19 protein-coding genes are annotated in these 26,218 nt (G+C 75.0%); 3 read left to right on the top strand and 16 right to left on the bottom strand.

What is annotated here, in order from left to right:
- Positions 1-547 precede the first annotated feature (547 nt).
- The 14 genes from DT019_RS36540 to DT019_RS36485 form a co-directional block, all read right to left on the bottom strand.
- Positions 548-1,840, bottom strand: a complete 1,293-nt coding sequence (locus tag DT019_RS36540; RefSeq protein ID WP_114041306.1) for a zinc ribbon domain-containing protein — start codon at positions 1,838-1,840, stop codon at positions 548-550.
- Between the two features lie 6 nt (positions 1,841-1,846).
- A complete protein-coding gene (locus DT019_RS36535) occupies positions 1,847-2,413 on the bottom strand; it encodes a phage tail protein (protein WP_114041305.1) in 567 nt (188 codons plus the stop codon).
- Positions 2,410-4,356, bottom strand: coding sequence for a putative baseplate assembly protein (locus tag DT019_RS36530; protein ID WP_114041304.1), 1,947 nt, complete (start codon positions 4,354-4,356; stop codon positions 2,410-2,412). Before DT019_RS36530 ends, DT019_RS36535 begins: the two co-directional genes overlap by 4 nt.
- Complete coding sequence (locus DT019_RS36525; RefSeq protein WP_053724991.1) at positions 4,356-4,796, bottom strand: GPW/gp25 family protein; 441 nt, start codon at positions 4,794-4,796, stop codon at positions 4,356-4,358. The genes DT019_RS36530 and DT019_RS36525 overlap by 1 nt, the downstream gene beginning before the upstream one ends.
- Before the next feature lie 10 nt (positions 4,797-4,806).
- Complete coding sequence (locus DT019_RS36520; protein ID WP_114041303.1) at positions 4,807-6,735, bottom strand: VgrG-related protein; 1,929 nt, start codon at positions 6,733-6,735, stop codon at positions 4,807-4,809.
- Positions 6,732-7,454, bottom strand: coding sequence for a LysM peptidoglycan-binding domain-containing protein (locus DT019_RS36515; protein ID WP_114041302.1), 723 nt, complete (start codon positions 7,452-7,454; stop codon positions 6,732-6,734). Before DT019_RS36515 ends, DT019_RS36520 begins: the two co-directional genes overlap by 4 nt.
- A gap of 2 nt (positions 7,455-7,456) precedes the next feature.
- A complete protein-coding gene (locus DT019_RS36510; protein ID WP_053724988.1) occupies positions 7,457-7,894 on the bottom strand; it encodes a phage tail protein in 438 nt (145 codons plus the stop codon).
- Positions 7,895-7,941: 47 nt separating this feature from the next.
- The gene (locus tag DT019_RS36505; RefSeq protein ID WP_114041301.1) at positions 7,942-9,021 is read right to left on the bottom strand and encodes a hypothetical protein; all 1,080 of its coding nucleotides are present in this window, start codon (positions 9,019-9,021) and stop codon (positions 7,942-7,944) included.
- 2,517 nt (positions 9,022-11,538) lie between these two features.
- Positions 11,539-11,697 carry a DUF6760 family protein gene (locus DT019_RS39985; RefSeq protein ID WP_162952566.1) on the bottom strand — a complete coding sequence of 53 codons (159 nt, stop codon included), beginning with the start codon at positions 11,695-11,697 and terminating at the stop codon, positions 11,539-11,541.
- On the bottom strand, positions 11,694-12,143 hold the full coding sequence (locus DT019_RS36500) for a hypothetical protein (protein ID WP_114041300.1): 450 nt from the start codon (positions 12,141-12,143) through the stop codon (positions 11,694-11,696). Before DT019_RS36500 ends, DT019_RS39985 begins: the two co-directional genes overlap by 4 nt.
- Positions 12,143-12,586 (bottom strand): phage tail protein, encoded by a 444-nt coding sequence (locus DT019_RS36495; RefSeq protein WP_114041299.1) that lies wholly within the window; start codon positions 12,584-12,586, stop codon positions 12,143-12,145. Before DT019_RS36495 ends, DT019_RS36500 begins: the two co-directional genes overlap by 1 nt.
- A 60-nt stretch (positions 12,587-12,646) precedes the next feature.
- The gene (locus DT019_RS36490) at positions 12,647-14,233 is read right to left on the bottom strand and encodes a phage tail sheath family protein (RefSeq protein ID WP_114041298.1); all 1,587 of its coding nucleotides are present in this window, start codon (positions 14,231-14,233) and stop codon (positions 12,647-12,649) included.
- A gap of 325 nt (positions 14,234-14,558) precedes the next feature.
- Positions 14,559-14,714 carry a hypothetical protein gene (locus tag DT019_RS39980; protein ID WP_189390257.1) on the bottom strand — a complete coding sequence of 52 codons (156 nt, stop codon included), beginning with the start codon at positions 14,712-14,714 and terminating at the stop codon, positions 14,559-14,561.
- 182 nt (positions 14,715-14,896) lie between these two features.
- Positions 14,897-16,351, bottom strand: a complete 1,455-nt coding sequence (locus DT019_RS36485; RefSeq protein ID WP_114041297.1) for a hypothetical protein — start codon at positions 16,349-16,351, stop codon at positions 14,897-14,899.
- Between the two features lie 292 nt (positions 16,352-16,643).
- Between DT019_RS36485 and DT019_RS36480 the strand changes: the two genes are divergently transcribed.
- The 3 genes from DT019_RS36480 (at position 16,644) to DT019_RS36470 (ending at position 23,177) form a co-directional block, all read left to right on the top strand.
- A complete protein-coding gene (locus DT019_RS36480) occupies positions 16,644-19,892 on the top strand; it encodes an AfsR/SARP family transcriptional regulator (protein WP_189390255.1) in 3,249 nt (1,082 codons plus the stop codon).
- A gap of 50 nt (positions 19,893-19,942) precedes the next feature.
- Positions 19,943-21,517: a peptidoglycan-binding domain-containing protein gene (locus DT019_RS36475; RefSeq protein ID WP_114041295.1), complete on the top strand. Its 1,575-nt coding sequence runs from the start codon at positions 19,943-19,945 to the stop codon at positions 21,515-21,517.
- Between the two features lie 226 nt (positions 21,518-21,743).
- Positions 21,744-23,177, top strand: coding sequence for a hydrogenase expression protein (locus tag DT019_RS36470; RefSeq protein ID WP_147267397.1), 1,434 nt, complete (start codon positions 21,744-21,746; stop codon positions 23,175-23,177).
- Between the two features lie 338 nt (positions 23,178-23,515).
- On the opposite strand, the gene DT019_RS36465 is transcribed toward DT019_RS36470, so the two are convergent.
- Complete coding sequence (locus tag DT019_RS36465) at positions 23,516-25,498, bottom strand: ATP-binding protein (RefSeq protein ID WP_114041293.1); 1,983 nt, start codon at positions 25,496-25,498, stop codon at positions 23,516-23,518.
- Positions 25,495-26,169: a DUF4255 domain-containing protein gene (locus tag DT019_RS36460; RefSeq protein ID WP_114041292.1), complete on the bottom strand. Its 675-nt coding sequence runs from the start codon at positions 26,167-26,169 to the stop codon at positions 25,495-25,497. Before DT019_RS36460 ends, DT019_RS36465 begins: the two co-directional genes overlap by 4 nt.
- Between the last annotated feature and the right edge of the window lie 49 nt (positions 26,170-26,218).

Here is a 26,218-nt window from a genome sequence, read left to right as displayed (position 1 = left end):
GCACCCCTGCGGGGGGTTGTGGGTGGGGCCTCGGTCGCCTGCGGGTGGGTGGGTCGGCGTCTCGCGGCTGCGGGCCCGGCGTCCCTGCGGGGTCGGGCCGGGCGAAAGTTCCCGGGGCTCGTGCCCGCTCTCCCCGAGCGGGGGCTGCGCCCCCCCGGCACCCCTGCGGGGGGTTGTGGGTGGGGCCTCGGTCGCCTGCGGGTGGGTGGGTCGGCGTCCCGCGGCTGCGGGCCCGGCGTCCCTGCGGGGTCGGGCCGGGCGAAAGTTCACAGGGCTCCGCCCCGCCCCCCGAGCGGGGGCTGCGCCCCCGCACCCCTGCGGGGGGTTGGGCGGGGGCCCGGTCGCCTGTGGGTGGGTGGGTCGGCGTTTCGTGGCTGCGGGCCCGGCGTCCGTGCGGGGGTTGGGCCGGGCGAAAGTTCCCGGGGCTCGTCCCCGCTCCCCCCGAGCGGGGGCTGCGCCCCCCCCGGCACCCCTGCGGGGGTTGAGTGGGGCCGGGGTTCCGTGGGAGGGGATCTGCGGGGGCTGCGCCCCCTGCATGCCTGCGGGATCAGTTCTTTGAGCGGGCGAAGAATTCCAGCTCTGCTATGGCCACCTGCTTGTCCTTGGCCGCTCCGAAGGCAGAGCGCAGGATGACGCGGACCGAGACCGCGTTGCGTACGCGGACGTCGATGCGCTGGACGCCGCCGTCGTTGATCGCGCGGTGCGAGGTGTGCTGCTTGCCGCTGGAGTCGGTCACCACCAGGTCGAACTCCTGGGGGCGGGCCTGCTCCGACTGCTGGCCCTGGCGCGTGGAGGTGCCCGGGGTGATCAGCAGGGCCAGCAGGTCGGTGGGCTGGCCGAACGTCGCCTCCAGGTACGTGCCCTGGGCGTCGCCCGCGTAGCCCGTGCCCCACCAGGTGTTGGAGTAGCTGTCGCCGGCCAGTTCCGGGCCGTGCTTCGGGTCCCAGTGGGAGGCCGTCCACGCCGTCGGATGCACCGCCACCCGCTTGGCGAAGTGGTCCTGTACGGCCCTGGCCGCCGGGGGGCCGCCGATGATGCCGCCGACGACCACGGCCACGACCGCCGCTGCCACCAACGCCCTCGCTATCCAGCGCTTCCTGTCCCGGTGCAGCGGGGGGCGCTGGCCCGCGTACGGGCCCGTCGCGTTGTCCTCGCGGCGCGGGGTCAGCGGGGTGGCGCAGCTGCGGCAGAAGTTGCGGTGCCCGTGGTTGGCGGTGCCGCAGGCGGGGCAGGGGGCGCCGCTCTCCGGCTCGGGCGCGGCCGTCGCGCGGACCTTGGGGCGGGCCGCCTCCGGACGGCCGGGCAGGACGGTGCCGGGGGCCTCCGGGGCCGGGGCGGCCGAGGCCTCCGCCACGGGCACCAGCAGGGCGCGGGCCGCGTCCGCGGCCGAGGTGGTGCGCGCCTCGGGCAGGGGGGTGGTCTCCCGGGCGTCGTCCGCCACCGCGGGGGTCGGCACGGTCACCGCTTCCGGCCGGGCGGGCGGCGCGGCCGGGGCCGCCGGTTCCGCGGAGCCGGACGCGCCCGGCACGAAGACGGGGGTGCCCGCGGGCGGCGTGGGCGCGTCCGGGGCGATGCTCCGTGCGGCGCTCTCGCGGGCGGGCTCCTCGGCCGGCTCGGCGGCGGGCCGGGCCGGTTCCGGGGCGGGCGTCGCCTTCTCCGAGGAGGCCGACGGAGCCGCCGGGGCCGCCGGGCGCGCCGCGTCCCCCGAGGGCGCGGACGCCGGCGGGGTGGTGGAGGCCGTCCAGCGCAGGAAGGCCCCGCAGGAGTCGCAGAACGACTGGCCCGTGGCGCGCGCCGGGGTGCCGCAGTCGGGGCAGGGGACCATGGCCGGGGTGGACATGAAAGGTCAGTTCCCTTCGTGGGTAAGGGTTTTCGCGGATACCTCGGCCGTGAAAGGGAGGTGGGCGGGGCGGGCCGCCGCCACCACCGCCTGGAGGCGGTGGGGGTCGACGGCGGACGGGTCGGAGACCCTCAGGGTCACCCGGAGGGAGGCCTTGGGGGCGCCCGGGAAGGGACCGAGGGGGCGGGCCGACCAGGTCGCGCCGCCGCTCTCGGTGATCTCGGGGCGTACCCCGAAGGCGAGTTGGACCGCCCGTTCCAGACCCTGCGCGGTGCCGCGCACCCGGTGCAGGGAGACCGCGGTGGCCACCGCGTGGCGGCGGATCTCCAGCGGCTCGGTGCCGTCGAGCTCGGTGCCGACCCAGCCCGTCAGCCAGTCCACGAAGTCCTCGGGGGCGAGCGCCGGGTCGAAGTACGCCTCCAGGCAGTCCAGGACGTTGAACAGCGGGGCCAGGATCACGTCCAGGCCCTCGACGAAGCGCTGGGCGAAGTCGTCGTCCGCGTACACCGCGGGCAGCTGGCCGCCCAGCGGGTGCGACGAGCCGAGCCCTTCGACCGTTCCGCGCGCGCTCATCGGGCCTCGATGACGCGGACGCGGTGGTCGAAGGGGAACAGGAGCGCGGACGGGGAGAGCTCGATGCGGTCCGTCGCGTCGCCCCGGCGGCCGGTCAGCGGGTCCGCCGGGTGGAGCAGGACCTCGTCCACCAGCTCCACACCCGGCACGCGCTGCAGGGCCGCGAAGATCTCGCCCGCCCGCAGCGGACGCCCGAAGGGCCAGCCGGTGCCGTGGGCGCCACCGGTCAGCGGGTCCAGGTAGGAGTACAGCGCGTTGAGCGCCTCGTCGCGTACGTGGTCCGCCTTCGCCGCGCGGAACGCGTGGAGGGTCGCCACCACCGTGACGCCCTGGTAGAACGGCGGGCCCACGGCCAGGCGGGTGCCCAGCGGGCGGCGGTCGTCGAGGAACGTCGTGACGCGGCCCAACAGCTCATCGCCGGGCACCAGTTGCTCGAAGCGGAGCCGCCCGCCCCGGTCGGGGACGGCCTGCGGGACGACCAGGACGCGGACCGCGTTGTCGCCGGACTCGGCCGCGTCCGCCGCCAGGCACGCGATGCGCGCGGTCTCGGGCGCGGCCCGGCGGGCCAGCTCCTCGTAGTCGCGGGCGGTCACGGCGCGCTCCTGGGCGCGCAGCGCGATGGGGGCGCGGGTCTTGGCCTCCTCGACGGTCTCGCCGTCGACGCCGCCGCGCGCCGCCTCCCGGTTCTCCACCCGGGCGATGTACGGGATCGAGCTGCGCAGGACCTGGATGGAACCCCGGGCCACGTTGCCGGAGCGGCCGCCGCCGGTGCCGTAACGGGAGGCCCGGATGGCGGCGCCCTTGAGGGGGACGGCCCCGAACTGCCGTACCGTGCCGTCCGGTTGGCGCACCGACGGGCCGAAGGCGAGCTCGCCGGTCGCCGCGTCCAGGGTGAAGTGGCGGTCGAAGGGCCCCGAGGAGGCGAAGTCGTCGACCGCCTCCCACTCCTCCCAGCCCTCGCCCGCCGAGATCTCCAGGCGTACGCCGCCGACGACCGGCGCGTGCGCCAGCATCAGGCGCTGGCCGGGGACGCCCTCGGAGTCGCCGAGGGACTCGTCGCGCACCGTCTCGGCGTGCGAGACCCGGGTGGTGCCGCCGATGGTGAACGCGGAGGCGCCGCGCACGGTCGGCGAGACGCTGTAGAACGGCTGGCCGGGCGCGGCCTCCACGACCCGGCAGCGCACCCAGCCCGCGTCCAGGCCGCCCATGCGGGACACGGTGTGCGCGGCCGGCATGTGCAGGACGACCTCGCCGGGGCGGTTGAGGCCGCCGGTGGTGTCCTCGGCGACCTCGCACTCGGCCCAGCCGTCGGCCGTCCACGCCTCCCACACCAGCGGGGGCTGGCGCGGGTCGACGCCGACGCCGTCGACACGGCTGTCCAGGCGCAGCGCGGCCGTGCAGTGCGGCAGGGCCGCCGACAGGCCGAACAGGAGCACGTCGCCGGGGAGCGGGCCGGAGCTGAACACGGAGACGTCGTTGCCGCCGAGCACGTCCTGCGAGCAGTTCTCGGGGGCGGAGCCGGCGGGCTGGCGCAACACCTGGTCGAGCTGGCAGGGCACGATCGTCAGATCGTCGTCGGACGCGAAGACCACCGCCTCCTCGGTCTCGGTGCGGCCGGTGGCGACCTCGGTGCCGCGCGGCAGCAGCACCGGCTCGGTCTGCGGCGCCGACAGCCAGAACGTCACCGACGCCTTGGCCGCCGACGGCGGGAACAGCGTCACGCCGAGCAGGTCGAGGAAGGCCAGCTGGTTCTTCTCCGGGACCCGGTTGAGCCGGTACACGAGCTGGTCGGCCATATGCGCGACGGCTTCGATGAGGGTGACACCCGGGTCGGAGACGTTGTGGTCGCTCCACTCGGGGCAGCGCTGCTGGATGTAGCGCTTGGCGTCGTCGACGAACTGCTGGAAGCGGCGGTCGTCGAGATGGGGTGCGGGCAGGGCCATCAGTGTCGTTCGCTTTCGCCGGCCGTCGGGCCTGGCTGGTCGCCGCCCTCGGAGGGAATCACATAAAAGGGGAAGACGAGGCTGCGCGGGTTGTTGGTGCCGCGCACCGAGTAGCGCACGTCGATGTGCAGCACGGTCGGCTCGTCGGGCGCCGGGGTCACCGTGACCTCCTCGACCTCGATCCTGGGCTCCCAGCGGTCGAGCGAGGTGCGCACCTCGTAGCGGATGCGCCCGGCGGTGGCGTCGTTCACGGGCGCGAACACCAGGTCGTGCACCGCGCAGCCGAACTCGGGTCGCATGGGACGTTCGCCCGGCGCCGTGGCCAGCACCAGCCGCATGGACTCCTCGATCTCGCGGTCGCGCCGGGCCAGCGCGATGCCGCCGCCCGGGTCGGTGCGCATCGGGAACGCCCAGCCGGCCCCGACGAAGTGTTCGCTCATCTCAACTCTCCTAGATGATGGGGGCGCCGTTGACCAGCGGGGCCGCGGACGTCAGCTCGATGGCGGCCGCTCCGCTGAGGGCGACGGTCGCCGCGGTGATGCTGGCGTTGGCGATCGCCGTGATGGCCGCTTCGCCCGCCGCGTTCACCGACACCGCGCCGCCCGCGGCGATGGACGCCTCGCCGCCGGCCTTCACGTCGAAGGCGAGGCCCGCCTTGACGTTGATGGCCATGCCCGCGTCCATCTCGATGCCGGCGCCCGCCTTCAGGCTCAGCATGCCGCCGGCCTTCAGGGACAGGTTGCCGCCCGCCTCGATGTCGACGCTGCGGGTGCCCTTGATGTCGACGCTGCCGTCGCTGTTGATGGTGAGGGAGGTGCGGGCCTCGTTCAGCTGGATGTGCAGCCTGCCCTTGCCGGTGCGCAGCCGGATGCCGCTGGACAGGCGGGCCGCGCCGCCCTCTTCGAGCAGCTCGACGGTGTGCCCGCTGCGGGCCGTCACCGAGCGCCAGTTGATCTGCCCGCTGGTCGGGTCGACGGCCGGGATGTTGTCGGGTTCGCGGGTGTGCTTGTCGACGCCGTTGTAGAGCCCGGCGATGACGTACGGGTGCTCCAGGGAGCCCCGGTCGAAGGCGCACAGCACCTCGTCGTTGACGTCGGGGAGCAGCAGCCCGCCGCCGCCCTTGCCGCCGAACTGGGCCACCCGGCACCAGTCGCTCTCGTACGTCTCGGACAGCCACGGGAAGCGCAGCCGGACCCGGCCGAGGCGCAGCGGGTCCTTGGTGTTGGTGACCAGGGCGACGGCCACGCCCGGCATCGGGGGCGCCTGCTCGGTGCCGCCCGCGGCGAGCCCGTACAGCGAGCGGAACTGGCGGCCCGAGACGGTCAGCCAGGTCGTGTACTGCTCGCCGGAGGCGAAGACGTGGCGCACGCCGGTGGCCGTGTACTTGCCCTCGAAGGGGAAGCCCGCGCCCTTCACGGCGATGGGGGTGCCGGGCTTGAGGTCGGGGTTGCCGGTGACGGCGACCTCCAGCTCGGCGAACGCGCCGGTGACGTCGTCGGCGAGGGCCTGCGCGGCGTGGGTGACCTCGGACAGGGTGGTGTACGGGATCTGCGTCGCGGTGAGCTCGGCCGCGCCGAAGGGCGCGGTCACCGTGGCCGGGGTGATGTCGGCGACGATGTCCTTGCTGGTGACGGCCGGGGCGGGGGCGGCGAGCTGGCGCTTGGTGCGCATGTCCCAGCCGCGCACGCTGACCTTCTTGACCTGTCCGGCCGAGGTCATCGCGATCCGGCTGTGCAGGGTGTTCGTCCCGAAGTCGAGGACGTACGGGCTCTGGGCGGCCGGGGTCGTGTCGGAGGGGGCGCCGGAAGCGGGCTTCAGCTCGGCGAAGTTGAGCTTGCCCAGGGTGTCGAAGGACAGCCGGACGTCGTTCTCGGCGGCCAGGCGCGACAGGAAGTCCCAGTCGGTGATGTTGGGCTGGGTCGCCAGGTCGTACACCGTCGACGTCGAGTCGATCTTGCCGAGCGTGAGGCCGTTGAGCCCGGCGATGCGGCGCACGATGTCGGAGGCGGTCATGCTCGGGTAGCCCTCGACGCGGCGGTTGCGCAGCAGCCGGTGGCCGGGGTCGTAGCCGCGCACGACGAGCTGGCGGCCGGTGCCGGGCTCGGCGTCCACTTCGAGCGCGGTGATCTCGCCGGTCAGCATCGGGTCGCCGCGGCGGCCGTCGGTGAACGGGCTGAGGACCACCTTCGCCCCGATCTTCAGCATCGGGTACTTGGTGGTGACGACGCCGTCCTTGTCGCTGAAGGTGAGCTGGAAGGCGGAGGGGACGTTGACGGAGGCGTCCACCCAGCCCTCGATCAGGCGCACGGCCAGCGGGTCGGGCAGCACCGCCCCGTTGATCTGGACGTGCAGGACGGTGGTGAAGGTCTTCTCGCTCACGCGGCACCCTCCGAGGAAGCGGGCAGGAGCAGCTCGGTGCCGGGGCGCAGCCGCATCGGGTCGTCGATCTCGTTGGCCTCGGCGATCACCCGCCAGCGGGTGGCGTCGCCGTACTCGCGCCAGGCGAGCGAGGCCAGCGTGTCCCCGGCGACCGTGCGGTGCACCCGGCGCGCGGAGAGCGCGCCCGAAGTCGGGTTCTGGCCCTTGGTGTTGGTCGCGACCTCGGTCAGGGAGAGGTTGCACGTGGCGCGCAGGGGCGTGCCGTTGGGGCTGAACAGGGTGTAGTTCGCGTTCACGTTCGTGACGTACGCCGTGAACTCGACGGTCGAGAACGAGCCCCAGCTGAACTTCACGAACGGCGGCGAGGGCGCCTTGGAGGCCACGCTCTGCGGGGTGACCTCGCAGCACGACAGAAGCAGGTCGACCTGCTTCTGCACGGTGTTGGAGCTGGGCGTGCCCGACGCGTCGAGGAACACCTCCAGCTGGAGGGCCGCGGGCTGCGCGCCGGTGAACTTGGCGGGCGCGCCGCGGGTGTAGGCGATGGCCGGCATGACGACCCAGCTGGACGAGCGGCCGAGCTGCACCTGTGACGGGTTGAACTGGAACTTGACCTCGCCCATGAGCCCGCCCACCGCGCCGCCGAGGTCGGTGGGCGGCTGGTGGATGGCGAGGGTGGCGCGGGACAGACCCGCCGCCTTGCCTCCGGTCGGAGCGGCCATGCTCAGGCACCTCCCGCGTCGGTGAAGCCGTGGTGGGCGATCTCCAGGGTCTCGGTGGCCACGCTCGGGCTCGCCGGGTCGAGGCTCGGCCCCGTCCAGCGCACCGGCAGCACCTCGATGAGGCCCCACTGCGCGACGATCGAGCCGTCGGCGCGCAGCGCCGCGATCTGCGCGGTGGGCCGGGTGATGCCGGAGGCGAGCGAGGAGATCCAGGACGCGACTTTGGAGGTGTCCGCGGTCAGCGGACGGGTCAGCCGGATCGTGGAGAACGTGACCCGCGTGGGCAGTTGCCACACGAATCCGTTGTTGCCGCCCTCCTGGCGCTGCTCCACCTCGACCTCGGACGCGAGACCGTCGCAGCCGTTGAACAGGCCGAGGTTCTGGCCGTCGATGGTCAGCTTGAAGAAGACGGTGGATCCGGGGTCAAGGGTGGAGGGCATGGGGTGGTCTTCCGTCGGTGGGAGTGGTTACGGGCTGGTCGTGGGGGTCAGCGGTCGCGCAGGCGCCCGATCCGTTCGCGGTCACCGCGCAGCTCGGCCCGGAGCAGCCGGGACAGCGGCGCGACGAGCCGCCGGGCCAACGCGTCGATGTCGGGCCCCTGCTCGGCCTCGGCGGCGGCGGGCTGGGCGGAGGCGGCCGCGGGCGCCGGTGGCGTCGTGGAGCGCTGGGCGGCGGGCGGATCGGCCTGCCGCTGCACGGCCTGGCGCTGTACGGGGGCGGAGTACTGCGGGGCGGGCGCGGGTGCGGGTGTGGGAGGCGCGGGCGGCGGGCTGCTCCGGCGTACGGGGACGACGGGTGCCGGGCCCTGCTCGGCGGCCCGTTGCACGGACGGCCGCGTGGTGCCGGGCCGGTCGGCGGGCCGGCGCAGCGGCACGACCGGTCGGCTGTCGTCGCCGGAAAGCACCTGCGTGAGCGGGACGGGCGCGGCGGCGGGCACGCTCGCTGGGCGGCCCGGGGTGTCGGCGCCCCGGTGCCGGGTGGTCAGGGGCCGGGCGGAGGCGAGCGGAGGACCGTCGACCGCCGCGCGCTGCAAGGGCGTTGGTCCGGGCAGGCGGACCTTGCGGAGCGGGGTGGGCGGCTCCGCCGGGGCCGGGGCGGCGGCACGCTGGACGACGGGCGGCGCCGGGTCCGGCGCGGCTGCCGGGGTGGGCGCCTGGACCGGCGCCGGGGGCGGCACGGTGCCCGGGGCGAGGGGCGCGCCGATGAGCGGCCGCCGCTTGGCCGCGTCCGGAGCCGCGCTCTGCACGCGGCTGACCCGCCGCACGAGGGGCTTGCGCTGCACGGGGGGCGCGGGGGTCCCCGCATCGGCGGGGGAAACCGATGCGGGGACGTCGGAGGGGCCGTCGTGGGCGACGGCGGAGGGGGCGGCCGCGGGGGCGGGCGCCTGCGCGGGGGGCCGCACCACGCCGACGGGGTCGAGGTGGTGGGAGGGCCGCACGGCACGGGGCGCGGCCGTGAGCGACCGCCGGCCGGCCGCGGCGGCGGCCCGCTGCACGGGCAGGGCGGGTGCGTCCGGCGCGGCCCCGGGACCGGAGCGGCTCGGCGTGGCCGTGACGACCCGCCGCACCGCGGGAGTCGCCCGGTCCGCGGCGAGCGGCGCCTGCGCCGAGCGGGGACCCGCCGGGCCGGACGAAGGCAGGCCACCACGAGGCCCGCCCCCGGGCCCGCCGACACCGGGGTTGCCCGGCGGGGGCTGGACGGGGTTGGCCGGAAGGCTGCATGGAGCCTCAACGGCCCTCTGTACAGCGGGAGTCGGGTCGGCACTGGAAGCCGCGCGGGAGGGGTTGGTCCCCGCGCGCGGGGGAACGGCGGCGGCGCGCTGGATCGGCGGTCCGATCGGGGTGGCCGACCGGGGGCGTACGGGCGGGACGGCCGTGCCGGGGCTGCTCGGGGTGCCCTGGGCGGGCCCGGACGCGGGGCTTGCCGAGGTGGGGCGGGGGCTCGTGGTTCCGGACGCGGAGGGTGCGACCGCGCGCTGCACAGGCCCGGTTGAGCCGGGACCGGACGCTTCCGGCGAGCGGCTCGCGCCGGGACGAACGGCGGCAGGCGAAGCCGGGCCTGCCGGAGCCGAACCCTTGGCGGGCTCGGCCGCACGCTGCACGGCGGGGGTCGCGCCGGGCCGGGCACTCCGCTGGACCGGGCTGGGCGTCGGGCCGGTCGAGGCCGCGTCACGCGCGGGGGCAACGGGCTGCGGGCCCGCCGGGGCGGCGGCCGTACGGGAGGTGTCGGTGCCGGTCCTCCGCTGAACGGAGGGCGCGGCGGAGGGTGCGGGCGATGGGGGCGTGCCGGTGGCGTTCCGGGTACCCACGACAGGCTCAACTGCTCGCTGAACAGGCCCGGTTGAGGCCGAGGGCGCGGGCTCCGCCGAGCGAGCGGTGCTGTGCTGCCCCAGAGGCTCGGCCTCGCTGGACAGGGGGCGGTCGGCCTGCGGCGCGTCGGTCCGGGGGGAGGGCTGCGGGGTGACGGCGGGGGCGGTCGGTCCCGCACCGGGTCCCGACGTGGCCGCACGCTGGACCGCGCTGTTCGGAGCCGCGCTCGCAGGAGCCGGGGCCGGGGCGGAGCCGGTGGCGGGCTTGGCGGCGCGCTGTACAGCGGGCCCGGTGTTCGTCGTTCCCGGGGTTGCCGGTGACGGGGTGGAGCTGGGCGCGGACTTCGCCGCCGTCTTTCGCGGGGCGGGGTCGGTGCTCGACGCTCCCGGGGTGGCCGGGGACGGGGTGGCACCGGAGGCGGGCTTCGCCGTCCGCTGCACGGCGGGGCCGGGGTTCGTCGGTCCCGGGGTGGAGCTGGGCGCGGGGTTCGCCGCGCGCTGTGCGGGGCCGGGAGTGATCGTCCTCGGGGTTGCCGGGGCGGGGGTCGAGCCGGTCGCGGGCGTGGACGCTCGCTGTACGGCGGGACCTGCGTTGGCCGGAGCCGCGTTGGGCGGAGCCGCGTTGGGCGGAGCCGCGTTGGTCGGGCTCGTACGTGCCGGGGTCGAGTTGGTGCTCGGGGTGGGGCCGGTCGCGGGCTTCGCCGCGCGCTGGACAGCGGGACCGGTGTTCGTCGGTCCCGGGGTCGCCGGAGGCGGGGTGGAGCCGGAGTTCGGAGTGGGGGCGTTCGTGGGCTTGACCGCGCGCTGGACGGCGGGCCCGGCGCTCGCCGGAGCCGCACTCGCCGGACCGGCGTTCGCCGAGGGCGAGTTGGTGCTCGGCGTGGGGCCGGTGACGGTCTGGGCCGTGCGCTGGACAGCGGGGCCCGTGTTCCCCGTCCCCGGGGTTGCCGCAGCCGGGGCGGAGCCGGTCGCAGGTGTAGCTGCCCGCTGGACGGCGGGACCCGTGTTCGTCGTGGGCGTCACCGCTCGCTGGACGGTAGGCCCAGCGTTCCCCGGAGCCGGAGCCGGAGCCGGAGCCGGAGCCGGGCCGGTGCTCGGGGTGGGGGCCTTCGCAGGCGTGGCCGCACGCTGGACAGCGGGTCCCGAGGGTGCCGAACCACCCTCCGCACGCGCCGGGTTGGCGGGCGCGGCCGAACCTGTGCCCGGCGTCACCGCACGCTGGACAGGGGGACCCGAGCTCGCGGGAGGCGTCGTGGAGCCCGTCGGGGGTGTCACCGCTCGCTGGACGGCGGGTCCGGGGTTCGTCGTCCCCGGGGTGGAGCCCGGCGCGGGCGGGGTGGCCGCTCGCTGCAACGGAGCCGTCGGGGCGGAGGGGGTCTCCGCCGGGGGCTCCGGCGGCCTTCCCGCCACCGGGAGGCGCAGCTGCGGGAGGGGCAGGGCGGACGGGGCGCCCGCGACCGGGGTGAGGGCGTTGTGGAGGACGCCGTGCGGAGCCGTCGGGGAGACGGCGTGGGTGAGCGGGCGTACGACCGAGAGGTCCTGGTGGGCGGCCAGGGTCGCGCCGAAGCCGGGCTCCGCGGTGAGGCGGGGCGCGGCCAGGGCACGCTGCATCGGGGGCGCGGCGGCCCAGCCGCCGTCCCCCTGGGCGGGGTACGACGACGGGGCCGGGGACGCGCCCTCGGAGGCCGCCGCGACCGTGGCGGCCGCCGCGTTCGCGGCGTTCGCGACGGACTCCGTCGACCGGCTACGCCGGCGCTTGAACAGGCCCATCCCCCGTCACCGCTCCCCTTCGCCTTGTTCCACCAGTGCCGCCACCCGCCGTACGTACGCCCGCCGGTCCGCATGCTCCAGGTCGAGGATGGAGTCCATGTCCCAGTGGAAGTGGTAGGCGAGGTACGCGGTCTCCTCCTCGATCCGGTCGGCCGCGTACGTCACGATTCCCCCAGGCGGCTCCCGGCCAGTTCGACCTCGAAGGCCTGCTCGCAGTGCGGGCAGGCCACGGCCGCCCGGGTGTGGCCCTCGGCGTTGATCTGCCGGTAGAAGTCCTGGAGGAAGGCGAGGTCGGAGGCGAACATGTTCTCCACCGTGCCGTCGTGGACGTCACCGAGCGTGCCGAGGCGGGTGATGACCCGCCCGAGCAGCACCACCGACAGGTACGCCGGGTTCTCGCGGACCCGGACGTCCCGCAGCGGCACCAGCTCGTCGCGGGCCGTCGCGAGCCGCATCGCGCCGCGCCGGTGCACGGTGCCCGCCTCGTCGACGTACCCGCGCGGCAGCTCGAACTCGAACTCGGTGCGCAGGGTCTCCCGGGCGCCCGAGGCGGACGGAGCGTCGAAACCGGGGACCGCTCCCCCCGGAACTCCAGGACCTTCGCGGCGCATTACTCGATGACCAGCTCTTCGAAGGTGATGGTGACCTGCTCGGTCATGGCGGAGGCGTCGCCGGCCTTGACCGCGCTGACCTCGACCTTGGTGCACCAGGCGTTGCGCAGGTGGTAGCGCTTCACCGGGCTGTCCATGTAGTCCATCATGATGATCGAGGCGTTCTTGCGGGCCGAGCCCATGTTCCCGTCGATGGACTGCTTGATCCACTCGGAGAACGTCGAGGACTGCGTGGCGCCGCGGGTCACCGTGCACTCACCGGCCTTCTTGACGCCGGGCAGCTTCTTGATGATCGGCTTGCCGTCGGCCGAGACCTGCTGGTACTCGATGACGTCCTGCTCCATCGAGAGGCTGCTGACCTCCTGCAGGTACTCGACCATGACACCGTCGATCTGCAGGCCGAAGTTGTGTGTGGTGAGAGCGTCACCGGGCTGAAGCGACATGCTGGGTTACTCCTGTTCGTGCGAAAACGGCTGGGGGACAAGCGGGTTGGAGGGTGCTGCCTACTCCTCCAGCTCGCCGCCGCCGCCCGAGAACTGGGCGAGCCGGAACACGACGAACTCGGCGGGCTTGACGGGCGCGATGCCGATCTCGCAGACCACGCGGCCGAGGTCGACCGACTCCGGCGGGTTGGTCTCCTCGTCGCACTTCACGTAGAAGGCGTCCTCGGGGCGCTGGCCGAACAGGGCGCCGCTGCGCCACTCGTTGACCAGGAAAGCGGAGATGTTGCGGCGGATGCGGGCCCACAGGGCGTGGTCGTTCGGCTCGAACACGACCCACTGGGTGCCGATCAGGATCGACTCTTCCAGGTAGTTGAAGTACCGGCGCACGTTCAGGTAGCGCCAGGCCGGGTCGGAGGCCAGCGTGCGGGCGCCCCAGACGCGGATGCCGCGGCCCGGGAAGGCGCGGATGCAGTTGACGCCCACCGGGTTCAGGAGGTCCTGCTCGCCGCGGGTGATCTGGAGCTCCAGGTCGACGGCGCCGCGCACGATCTCGTTGGCCGGGGCCTTGTGCACACCGCGCTCGGCGTCGTTGCGGGCCCAGATGCCGGACATGTGGCCGGACGGCGGGACGATCTGGGTCTGGCCGCTGGACGGGTCGAAGACCTTGATCCAGGGGTAGTACAGGGCGGCGTAGCGGGAGTCGTAACCGGCCACCTCCATGCGCCACTTGCGGATGTCGCGGGCGTTGAGGCCGGGCGGCGGGTCGAGGACGGCCATGCGGTCGCCCATCAGCTCGCAGTGCGCGACCAGGCCCAGCTGGACGGCCTTGACCTGCTCCAGGTCGATCAGGCCCTGCTGGTAGGCGGCCATCAGGTCCGGCACCGCGACCATGTTGATCTCGTCGAGGGCCTCCAGGCCGCCGAAGCCGGTGCGGTCGGCGGAGTCGCCGATGAACTGGCCGGACTCGATGCGGGCGACCGCGGTGCCCGTGGGGGCGGGCGCGGGGGCGGCGGTCGGCGGGGCCAGGGTGACCGACTGCGCGTCCGGCTTGGCCAGCTGGCCACCGGCCACGGCCTCCTCGACGGTGATCGTCTTGGAGCGCTGCTTGACCTGCGTGACGACGAAGTTGCGGGCCGACTTCTTCGCGCTGACGTCGAAGTTCTCGACGACGGTCTCGCCGTCCTTGACGACCAGCTTGAAGCGGTCGCCGTTGGACTCGCCCTCGGCGTCCTGCACCTCGACGGTGAGCGCGCCGCCGTTGGCGGAGCCGGAGGCGATCGCGGACACCTTGAAGGTGCCGAGCGCCACGGCCTCGCCGGCGGTGATCGCCTGCGGCGCGGCGGTGGCCGCGGCCTGCGGGGCGGCCTGGCCGGCGCCGCCGTCGGAACCGCCGACGCGCACGACGTAGGCGGCCGTACCACCGTTGTTGAAGAAGCCGTAGACGGAGTGCGCCAGGTAGTACCCGTCCGTGAACTCGCCGAACTCGGCGACGTACTGCGACCAGTTGGTCACCAGCGTCGGCTCGTTGAGCGGCCCCACGGGTGCGAGCCCGACGAAGGCGGCCACCGAGGTGCCGACCCCTTCGATGGGCCGGGATCCGCTGGCGACTTCCTCGACGTAGACGCCGGGGGACAGGTAGTTGGGCACGGGAAGCTGCTCCTTGTTGCTGGGTGTACGGAGGTGTGGGCTAGCGCCCGACGACCGTGGGGCCTAGCTGAGCGCGGGGTGGACGGCTCGCTCCGAATCCGAGCTGCATGCGGCTGTCCCGCCCCCCGAAACGCTGCTACCGGCCAATTACCCCTCCAGCCTCGCGCGGCCCGGCGCGCGCGGGGAGGGGAGAAGGTGCGTGGGCGAGGGCAGCACAAGGTGCCCTTCCGGTCATCGGCGCGGGTTCGTCCGGCCGGATCGGGTACGGCGGGTGCCGTGACCGGGCGGTTCTGGGCCCGTGCCGGGACGTCCGGAAGGGAACGGGTCAGGCCTCGTCCTCGTCCTCGGCGAGGGTGAGGGGGCCCGCCGGCGAGCAGGGTCGGCCGGTGCTCAGCCGGTTCGCCTCACGGACCTTCTCCAACAACTCCTCCCGCCGCCTCCTGTCCTCGGCCGCCTGCTGTTCCGCACTGCTGTCACCCATGGCGCGCACCCCCTAGGCACGTATGCCGGCTCCCCGTCCACGCCGCCCCGGTCCGTGATCGTGCAGTAGCTGTCCGTACATCCAGCAGCGTGCCCCCCCGATGCCCGGCCTGAACAGGGGGCGCGGCCCGCGACTCGGGGCGGGGGTGCGCCACCGGCGGCCGGGGAGCGGCCGGAACTCCCCTACTGGCCGGCCGTGTCGGGCGACGACGGCGGGCGGGCCACCCGCAGCGTCATCGGATTGTTGAAGTAGCCCGAGGCGGCCTGCTGTTCGTGGAAGCTCTCGCCGGGGCCGCCGCCGTAGACGCGGAAGAACCAGGAGCGGCAGGTGTGGTCCTCGAAGTCCTGCTGCAACTGGAGCCGGGGCATGCCCCGCTTCCTCTTGACCTCGGGGTCGGTGACCAGGGCGGCGAGCACCTCGTCGAACTTCTTCTTGAAGGCCTGCTGGTCGTCGCTCTCCAGGAGCGGCTTGAGCTGGCTGAACCACCCGCCGCCGCTCTTGGCCCGCTGGTACAGCACCTCGTACAGCTCGGAGCGGGCCTTCGCGTCGAACTCGTTGCGGGCGTAGTTCTCCAGCGTCACCTGGCAGCTGCCGTCCAGGGAGCGGGCGACGACCGCCGCGAAGTGGTAGCCCCAGACGTTCTCGCCGCGCTCCACGGCGGGCGCCACCGAGTGGTCGAGGCCGTCCTTCGCCAGCATGCTGAAGATCGCGAAGCCCTCGCCCGGGGCGGGGGAGGCGTACTTGTTGATGCCGAGGCGCTGCTCGGTGGCGTCCCGGCCGCCGTCGCGGGTGGCCTCGCCGTAGCGGCGGCCGAGGTCGTCTCCCAGGGCCTGCCCGCCGTTGGCGGCGGTGACCGCGCCGTCGAGGCCGAGTGAGGACGTGGTGTCCTGGGCGACCGCGTCCGCCAGGCGGTTGGCGCGGGCGTCGCTGTCGGAGTTCGGGGTGAGCAGGAAGCCGCCGTCCCCGCCGCCGAGCACCGCCTGCGCGCGCTTGGCGTGCTCGGAGCCGATCAGGCTGCACGCCACCGAGATGCAGGTCGAGCGCAACAGCGAGACGAAGGGGCCCAGTTGGCTGGTCGGTGTCGTGTCCCGTACGACGCTGGGCTGGACCCGCAGCAGCCGCAGGCCGCCGACGCCGATGCTGCGGCCGCCGGTGACCAGCTCGACGGTGCTGTTGGCCGCGCGCAGCGCCGTGTTGGCGGTGTCGACGACGGCCTGCACCGCGTAGAACTCCTTGGGCTCGTCCACCCCGTGCACGGCGAGCGTCCCGTCGTCGGCCACGCGCAGCGGGGCGTTGGCGGGGCCGACCTCGGCGAGTTCGTACCGCAGCCGCTCCCGGATGTCGCGCGGTTCGCCGCCGCCGCCCAGGGCGACCCGCGGCTCGGGGCCCTGTGCCACGAAGTGCGGCCCCCGTTCGCCGGGTTGGGGCTCCGCGTCGTAGGTGCCGCCGGGGTGGGTGGTGATCCGCTGGACGGACACGGCCCGATCGGTGCGGGAGGCGGAAGGCGTCAGCAGCCGCGCGACCGCGGCGTTGCCGGCGGTGTGCTGGAGCTCGGCGAGCCGGGAGCCGGACCTCCCGGGGCGGGCCGCCGTGGCGCCCGGACGCCGCTCGGTCTGCTGTTCCTGCTGGACCCGCACGCTGGTCCACTCCCCTCGGTCGTCGCCTCGCGATTCTTGGGGCCTGCGCTACGGAACGCAGGAGGCGCCCGGACCGTCTTGGGGGCAGGGAGGGTGCCCTTTCGACCGGTTACCCACGGGATACAGGGGACAGTTCAAGCCAACTCCTTGTGCGATACATGCGGTGATGCGGGCCCATGGGAGCTCCTGGCGTAGCGTTTCGGTGGACCGGACGAACAAGATCCGGAGGGCCGAAAGGGCAAGCGTCGGGGGACGAACCGGCCGGTCGAGTGAGAGGAAGAGGCGGCGGCGCGTGACGGAATCCGGCCCAACGGGCGAGGGCGGCACAACCGACGGACTGCGGTTCCGGATGCTCGGGCCCGTCGAAGGAGAGCTCGACGGCCGCCCCCTGCGCCTCGGCCCGCCCCAGCAGCGCGCCCTGCTCGCGGTGCTGCTGCTGCGCGTGGGCCGTCCGGTCTCGATGCCCGAACTCCTCGACGCGATCTGGGGGGAGCGGCTGCCCCCGCGCGGCGTGGGCACGCTGCGCACCTATGTGTCGCGGCTGCGCACCCTGCTCGAACCGGGCCGCCCCGCGCGCACCCCGGCCCGGCTCCTGGTGTCGGCCGACGACGGCTACGCGCTGCGGGTGCCCTCCACGGCGCTCGACACCACGCTGTTCGAGACCCGGCTCGCCGAGGCCGCCCGGCTGCGCGGCGTCGGGGACACCGCCGGCGCCCACCGCGAGCTGACCGGCGCGCTCGCCCTGTGGGGCGGCAGCCCGCTCGCGGGCCTGCCGGGACCGCACGCGGAGCGCCAGCGCGACCGGCTCACCGAACTGTGGCTCTCCGCCCGCGAGGACCACTTCCACGGCGCCCTCGCCCTGGACCGCCACGCGGCGACGATCGCCTCGCTGCGCTCCTTCGCCGCCGAACACCCCCTGCGCGAGCGCACCCAGGCCCTCCTGATGCTGGCCCTGCACCGGGCGGGCCGCCAGGCGGACGCGTTCGCGGTGTACGAGGCCACGCGCCGCACCCTGGACGCCGAACTGGGCGTCCCCCCGGGCCCCGAACTGACCGCCCTGCACACCCGCCTGCTGAGCCGCCCCGCCGAGGACCCGCACACCGCCAGGGCCGCGCCCGCGAACGCACCGGCCCGCACGGTGGCGGCCCCCCGTCCCGCCCCCGTCGCGGACGGCCGGTCCGCGGAGCGGCCGGGGCCCGCCCCGGCCGGGCGAAGCCGCGGCCCCGGCGAAGGGCGGGCGCGGCGAACCCCGCCCGCCGGAACCTCCATGTCCGCGCCCGCCCCCGCAGAGCGGACCCAGGCTCCCGCCCCGGAACCGCGCACACCACATCGCCCCGCGCAACTTCCGCCGCCCGTACGGGACTTCACGGGCCGGGAGGGCCTGCTCAAGGATCTGCGCGCCGTCCTCCAGGACGCCCAGGACACCCGCACCCCGGCGCTCGCCGTACTCACCGGCCTGGGCGGCGCGGGCAAGAGCGCCCTGGCCGTCCGCGCGGGCCACGCGGTGCGCCGGGCCTTCCCCGACGGACAGCTGTACGCGGACCTCCGCGGCGGCGACCCCGACCCCGCCGACAGCGCGGACGTCCTGACCCAGCTGCTCCGCTCCCTCGGCGTGGCCGAGGGCGCCGTACCGGACGACGCGGGCCAGCGGGCCGCGCTGTACCGCTCGCTGCTCGCGGGCCGGCGCGTACTGGTCCTGCTCGACAACGCGCACGACACCGCGCAGCTGCGCCCCCTCCTCCCCGGCACCCCCGGCAGCGCGGTCCTCGTCACCAGCCGCACCCGGATCGCCGGACTGCCCGGGGCCCGGCTCCTGGACGTGGAGGCGATGACCGAGCAGGACGCACTGGCCATGCTCGAAGCCATCGTGGGCGAGGAGCGGGTGGGAGCCGAGCCGGAGGCCGCCCGTCAACTGGTCTCCGCCTGCGGCCGGTTGCCGCTCGCGGTGCGCATCGCGGCGGCCCGCCTGACCGCCCGCCCGGACTGGGCGCTGGCCGACCTGACGGCCCGGCTGCGCGACGAACGGCACCGCCTGGACGAGCTGGAGGCCGACGGGCTCGGCGTCGACGCCGCCTTCCGGCTCAGCTACGAGGGGCTGGACCCGCACGCCGCCCGCGCCTTCCGCCTGGCCTCCGCCGCCGCCGTGCCGGTCTTCGACCGCGCCACCGCGGCCGCCCTGCTCGACGTCGAGGAGTACGCGGCCGAGGAGGCCCTGGAGGCGCTCGTCGACGCCGGTCTCCTGGAGGCCCGCGGCGTGGGCCGCTACGGCTTCCACGACCTCGTACGGATCTTCGCCCGGCGGGTCCTCGACGACTCGCCGGACGCGGCCGAGCGGCCCGCCGCCCAGCGCAGGCTCCTCGACCACGTGCTGGCCACCGTCCGCACCACCATCGGCCTGTTGCGCCCGCTCAGCGGCGTACCCGATCTGCTGTACGCGCCGCAGGCGCCCGGCTACCGGCCGGCCGGCGCCGAGGCCGCGCGGGCCTGGCTCCAGGAGTCGCACCGGCTCATTCGCGCCACCGTCGAGCAGGCACTCGGCAAGGGACCCTGGGAGGACCTGGGCGACGAGGCGCTGCGGCCCGCCGTCGACCTGCTCACCGGGTGGGCGCACCTCGTCCTCGGCACCGCCCGGCGCCGCGAGCTCCACGGCCCGGCCCGGCTCGCCCTGTCGGCCGCCCACTGCGCCGGCGCCTCCCGCTCGGTCGGCCGGGCGCTGCGCCTGATCGCCGCCGCGCCGCAGCAGCACGCGGACACTTACCGGCGCGCCGAACGCACCCTGCGCCAGGCGCTCCGGTTCGCCGCCCTGGCCGGCGATCCGCTGACCGAGTCGGAGGCGGCGCACGAACTCGGCATGATCCTGGGCGCGATGGGCCGCACCGCCGAGGCGCTGCCCCTGTTCGAGCAGGCCTACGCCCGGTTCGTGGAGCTGGGCAGCCGGGGCGAGGCGGTACGGGTCCTGGCCCATGTCGTACGCGCCCGGATGCTGCTCGGCCACAAGGAGAGCGCGGAGGCGGCGGCCGATGAAGTGATTCGAGCGGCAAGGGAGTTGGGCGACCGGGGTACGCTCGGACACGTGCTGTACCAGATCGGCTGCGCCCTGCTCGCGGGCGGTCGTCCGGTGCGGGCCGCCGCCCACCTGCGGGAGTCGCGCCAGCACCACCAGTGGGTCGGCGACCTGCGCTGGGAGGCGCTGGCCTGGGCCCGCCTCGCGCACTGCGCGCTGGCCAGGGAGCGGCCCGGCGAGGCGGCGGCCTGTGCGACGCAGGCGCTGTCCATCGAGGGCGACCTCGGGGACCCGTTCTGCCGGGGCCTCGCGCTCGCCGCCCGGGGCCGGGCCCTGCTGGTGCTCGGCGAGACACCGGCGCTGTCCGCGCTGGCCTCGCTGCGCACCGCTCACCGGCTGCTCAGCACGCGGGGCGCGGCGGAGGCCGACGAACTGACCTCGCCGCTGGGCCCCGCGGCCACGGTGCCCAGACAGTCGACCGGCCCGCCGGGCAGCTCGGTCGCCGGGGCCACGAGTGCAGCCGGTGCTGCCCTCTGACAGAGCCTTTCGGGCAGGGGGCGGCCCGGCGCGCCCCCTAGCCTTCGGTCATGACCATGTGGACGTCTCTGGACCCGGCCGCCGTCGCCGTTGATCCCGGTGGGCGTGCCACCGCACGGCTGCGGGTGCGCAATACCGGGGACACGGTCGAGGAGTTCCGGCTGTCGATCGTCGGCGCTCCCGCGGGCTGGGCCCGGGTGGAACCCGACACCCTGCGCCTCTACCCGGGCAGCGAGGGCACCGCGGAGATCTCCTTCGCGCCGCCGCGCACCCCCGACGCGCTGGCGGGCCCGGCCCCGTACGGCATCCGCGTGGAGCCCCGCGAGCACCCCGACCTGCGGGACGTGCTCGAAGGGCAGGTCACGGTCGCGCCCTTCAGCGAGGTGCGCGCCGAACTGCTGCCGCCGAGCCTGGTGGGCCGGTTCCGGGCCCGGGCCTCGGTGGCCGTCGACAACCTCGGCAACACCCCGCTCACGGCGTCGCTGACCCTGCGCGACGAGGGCAACCGGCTCACCTACGACATGGCGCCGAACTCGGTCCAGGTGGCGCCCGGGCGCGCCGCGTTCGCGAAGCTCAACGTCCGGCCGCAGCGGGTCCGCTGGACCGGTACGGCCGAACACCACCGCCTGACCGTGGTGGTGCGCCGCTCCGGCGACGACACCGGTCTCGACCTCGGCGGCACCTTCGACCAGCGCCCCGTGCTGCCGCGCTGGCTGCTGGTCACGGGCAGCGCGCTGGTCACGGCGGCCGTCGCGTTCGCGGTGCTGTGGCTGGGCTTCCAGCCCAAGGTGACCACCGCGAGCGGTGAACTCCAGGCCGGGCCGAGCGCCCAGCCGGTGCCGCAGGGCGCCGAGTCCCCGCTGCCCCCGGCCCCCTCGTCCGCCCCGCCCGCGGCGCCGCCCGCGCAGAACCCGCCCGGCGGCTCCGGCGGCGGTGCGGGCGGTGGCGGTGGTGGAGGCGGCGACAACGCGGCGCCCGACGGCGGCCCGCCCGTCGTGCCGCCGCCGCCCCACGCGCCGCCCCCGCCGAAGGCGAACGCCAAGTCGGGCCCGCCCTGGCAGATGGGCTACAAGCCGGACGACATCGTCGAGTTCGCGCAGTACCGCCTGGCCACCCTCGGCAACAGCAACCCCTGCCAGCTGAAGCCGGGCTGGACCGCGGGCGTCATCGACCAGCTCACCGACACCTCGCTGCGCTGCTACCAGGAGCACGTCATGCGGGACAGGAACAGCAGCCGGGAGCTGACCAGGACGGACCCCTACGGCACCCTGGGCCGGGCCACCCTCACCTCGCTGTGGGCGCAGGGCATCCGGCCGGACGACGTGAAGAGCGGGGCGAAGAACTACCAGGTGACGCAGTTGAACGCGGCGTTCTGGTGGGCGTCCCAGGCCGCCATCTCCAACGACGACCTGAACCGCGATCGCGGCTTCGCCCAGACCGGGATCGCCTACTTCAAGAGCGGTCAGAAGAGCAGCCAACCGATGGTGTCGGACAGCTCGCTCAAGGACAAGATCGCCCAGTACCAGGGCCAGGTCGGCCTCCCGAAGACCGGCGTGGCCGACGGGGCCACGATCGGGAAACTGGTCGGCGGCTCGGTGAACGGGCCCGGCAAGCCGGGCCGTTAGCGCGGGCGTTAGCGCGCGTTAGGCGCTGCTGATCGAGGGCTGAAAGGCTGCTCGCATCCCAGACTCCCGGGCGGTTGTTCCCCCGCAACCGCCCGGGTCCACCGTTGACGGCGGCCCGGCCCGGGCCGCCTGACTAGCGGCTATGGCCGCTAGGGCAGCGGGTCCTGCCCCCGGAACTGCCCCTCGTGTCCCTGTACTTCACCAGCCACCGCAATTAACTCGGGGGGTGAGTATGTGGACAGCCCTGGAGCCCCCCGCCACCACCGTGGCCCCCGGTGAGAGCACCGCCGTACGGCTGCGCGTGCGCAATACGGGGGACACCGTCGAGGAGTACCGGCTCTCACCGGTCGGGGACGCCGCCGGGTGGGCGAGCGTGGAGCCGACCGTCCTGCGGCTCTACCCCGGGGCGGAGGGGACCGCCGAGGTCACCTTCGCACCGCCGCGCACCCCGGACGCACTGGCGGGCCCGACCCCCTTCGGCATCCGCGTCGAGCCCCGCGAACATCCCGGCGAGGCCGATGTCGTCGAGGGCCGGCTCACCATCAGCCCGTTCGCCGAGTTCCGCGCCGAGCTGGTCCCGCGCACCGTCAAGGGACGCCGTCGCGCGCGCGGCCGGGTGGCCGTCGACAACCTGGGCAACCAGCCGCTCACCGCCTCCTTCTCCACCCGCGACAACGGGGACGCCGTCACCGTCGAGGCCAACCCCACCGCGGTCCAGGTCGACCCGGGCCGGGCCGGTTTCGCCGAGGTGCAGCTCACCGCGGTCAATGTGAGCTGGGTCGGCGGCATCCGCCAACACCCCTTCACCATCTCGGTGTTGAGGTCCGGCGAGCCCGCGCCGCAGGAGCTGCGCGGCACCTATGTGCAGCCGTCCGTGTTCCCGCGCTGGGTCCTCGCGGTCGGCTCGGTCCTGGTGGCGGCGATCGTCGCGTTCGCCGTCGTCTGGTTCCAGCACGACATGGGCGTCAAGAGCCAGGCCTCCGAGAAGGCACCGGCCAAGGAGGAGCCGCTCCCGCAGGGCTCCAACACCCCGCTGCCGTCGGCCCCGCCCCCGCCCTCGAAGCAGCCCCCGCCCCCCTCCCAGCCCGCGCCGCCCGCGCCCGACCCCGGCGGCCAGCCGAAGCCGAAGGACCCCGGTGGCGGCGGCAGCGGGGGCGGCGGTGGGAACCCTGCTCCCAAGCAGCCCAAGTACGACCCGAACAAGCTGGTGCGGATCCAGTCCGGGCTCGGGTACCTCCTCGTCACGGCGACCGACCAGAAGGCGGAGGGCCGGTACGTCTACACGGCGCCGACGAGCTTCAACTCGCCGCCCTGGGACCAGTTCTGGCACGTACGGCCCCTGCCGAACAACGAGTTCGCCTTCACGTCGTCGTCCGAGCCGTGGGCTGTCGCGGACAACACCCGGGAGGGGAACCAGATCCAGATGTGGGGGGCGTCGGGTGGCGAGGCCAGCCTGTCCAACGGGTCCATGACCGCCAACCAGAAGTGGTCGATCCAGCCGATCAACGGGGCGGACGGGTTTGTGCGGCTGGTGAGCCGGGACGACAACTGGTGCCTGTCCGATCTGACGCCCAACGACCGGAAGAACCTTCAGGTGGCCGAGGTGCGGCCCTGCGGGGCGCTCCCGGACGACCAGCAGCGCTGGAAGATCCTCCAGTAACCCTGGCCCCTCGCTGTCTGGGGGCTCCGCCCCCAGACCCCCGTGCGCGCCTGAACGGCGCTCGTCCTCAAACTCCCCCGAGGCCTTAAGGGCCAGGGGCGACCCCCATGACGGGCTGAGGTTGCCCATGCGGGCCAGCACGATGCCGCCAAGGGGCGCGGGGAACTGCGCGACCAGCCGTCCACGGTCCGCAGGTGAACGAGGGTTGAGGGGCGCGGGGAACTGCGCGAGAAGCGGGGACGGTCCGCAGACCGAAGGCGGGCCGGGGCCGCAGGGCCCCGCATCCGCACCCTGCAAGGGCAACCCCGTACGGGCACCCTGCCAAGGGGGGCGCCCCGTCAGGGGGACCAGGCGAGGCCCGTGCCGGGGACGAGGCGACCGGACTTCACATACTCCCGCCGCGCCCCGACCCGAACATCCTCCGCCGACACCCCCGCCCCCCGCCCCGCCGCGAGATACCCCGCCGTGACCGCCGCGGAGCGAATCGCCCCGCCCGCCAGCTCGAACTCCTTCGCGCACGCGTCGAGCGCGGCGTCCAGGCCGTCCTCCTGCGGCACCCCCGCCAGGCATGCGCGCCACAGCAGGGCGCGCAGTTCCACGTCGGGGAACGGGAAGTCCACCACCAGGTCGAGCCGCCGCGTGAAGGCCTCGTCGATGTTGGCCCGCAGGTTGGTCGTCAGGACCGCGATGCCGTCGAAGGCCTCCAGGCGCTGGAGGAGGTAGGCGCTCTCCAGGTTGGCGTACCGGTCGTGCGAGCTCTTCACCTCCGACCGCTTGCCGAACACCGCGTCCGCCTCGTCGAAGAGGAGCACCGAGTCGGTCCGGTCCGCCTCGACGAAGATCTTCTCCAGGTTCTTCTCGGTCTCGCCGACGTACTTGTCGACCACCGACGACAGGTCCACCACGTACAGGTCCAGGCCGAGCTCGCCCGCGACGACCTCCGCGGCCAGCGTCTTGCCGGTGCCGGAGTCGCCCGCGAACAGGGCGACCACACCCCGGCCGCGCCCGCCCCCCGTACGCAGCCGCCATTCGCCGAGCACCCGGTCCCGGTGCCGGGCCCGGCCCGCGAGTTCCCGCAGCATGCCGAGCGGCTCCTCGGGCAGCACGAGGTCCGCGAACCCGACGGCGGGCCGCACCCGGCGGGCGTGCCGGTCGAGCAGCGGCGCCGAGAGCTGCCGGGCGCTCGTCTGGACGTGACCGAGGCCCACCGGCGTCCCCTCGAACCCGGCGAGGGCGAGCGCCCCCCGTGCGGCCCGCCGCACCTGCCCGGCCCCCAGCCGGTAGGGCCCGACGGCCTCCGCGAGGTCACCCTCGTACCCGGGCAGTTCCTCGTGCCAGGCGGTCAGCGGGTCGGTCTCGGCGGTGGTGTCCTCCAGCGCGAGCAGCGCCGCCCCGGGCGCCCACGTGGGGTCGTACGGGTCGGTACCGGTGAACACCACGGTCACCCCGGACGGCTCCGTCAACTCCCGTATGAGCGGCCCGGGTTCACTGGGCAGCTCGACCACCACGGCGGTTCCGGCGCCGCGCAGGCGTGCCTCACGCAGCAGGGCGCGGGCCGCCGCGCGGTCGGCCTGCTCGGGGCGGTGGCGCAGCACGGTCCGCCCGGCGCCGCGCAGGGCCGCGCTCACCGCGTCCGCGCCGCTCCCGGCCCTGCGCTCGCGCAGATGGACGGCGAGGGGCGGGGGCGCGAGGGCGATCCGCGCCGCGAGGCCCTCGGCCGGTGCGGCGCCGACGGGCTTCAGCAATTCGATGTGGGCGTCGGTGAGCCGGCCGTCCAGGGTGTCGTCGCCCAGCAGGTGGGACACCACCCGTTCCGGGACGCGCAGGGCCCGCCCCGGCAGCGGGCGGTCCTCGTCCTCCAGGGCCACCAGGCCGCCCGTGATCAGCGGCGCCGCCGGATGGAACCGGCCGCGCGCCTCGGGGTCGTGCGGGCCGGTCCCGGCGAGTTCGAGGGCGAGGGCGACGGAGGCCCTGCGGCGGCCCACGTCGTCGTTGAGGTAGCCGTAGAGCGGCTCGAAGCGCCGGTCCACGTCGGGGGCGAGCGCCGCGACGAGGAGCAGTTCGTCGAGCGGGCCGAGCCCGAAGCCCCGCGCGAGCGCCGTGAGGCGGTCGCCGGGCGCGGGTGTGAACGGCTCCGTTTCGGCCGGTGGTGCGGGCGCCGGGCCGCTGGCCAGGCGGGCCGCGGTCTCCGCCGAGACGTACAGGCCCCGCAGCGGGTCCTGGGCCGTCGGGTCGTCGGCGGAGCGGGCCTCGACCAGGGCCGCGACCGAGGTACGCAGGTGCTCGAGCCGGAGCAGCAGGGCGCGGGCGGCCTCGTTCACCGGGCGCCCCCGTCGCGCCCGCCGCCGTCCCGCGCGGTGTCGCGCCGAGTGCCGTCCCGCGAGGTCCGCATCATGCGCGGCTTCGCGTCGTCCGGCACGCCGTCGCGGCCCCGTACGGTGATCACGCCCTCGGTGACCGGCGGTGCGACCGGGTAGACCGGGGTGACCGGGAACGGCGTCGTGATGACCACGTCGAGCGAGGGCTTCAGCTCACCGCCGAGCGCCGACCAGATGTCGGCGAGGGAGCGGGACTCGGCCGGCGGCACCGCGACCGTCAGCGGCAGCGAGACCTTGTACGCCTCCAGGGCCTGGGGCACGTGCTCCTCGGGCAGCATCTCGTGCGGCAGCAGGCAGGCCAACGCGCCGGAGAGAAGGCGGTGTTCGTCCTCGGGACGGCTGGTCCACGCCGTGAGGAGGTAGGAGAGCCGGTACCAGCGGGGCGGCTGGCGCCTGCGCAGCACCACCCCGTTGGCGTCCCGCTCCGCGTACGAGCCGCGCTCGCGGCGGGCCACGTCCTCGCGGATGTCGTACAGATAGGCGTTCAGGGTGGGGGTGTTGCGCCGGGCCGCCCAGTCGCGGGTGGGCGCCTCGAAGACGACGTCCCCCGTTCCCTCGGGCAGCGCCCCGCCGCGCAGGATGCGCCGCAGCGCCTCGTCGATTTCGTGGATCATTGAGCCAATTTCCCGAGTTGCCGGACACGGCCGAACCCGGGTGGGTCCG

This window comes from Streptomyces sp. SDr-06 (genome assembly GCF_003324565.1).
Classification (GTDB): domain Bacteria; phylum Actinomycetota; class Actinomycetes; order Streptomycetales; family Streptomycetaceae; genus Streptomyces.
This window is presented reverse-complemented; position numbering and strand designations above follow the sequence as displayed.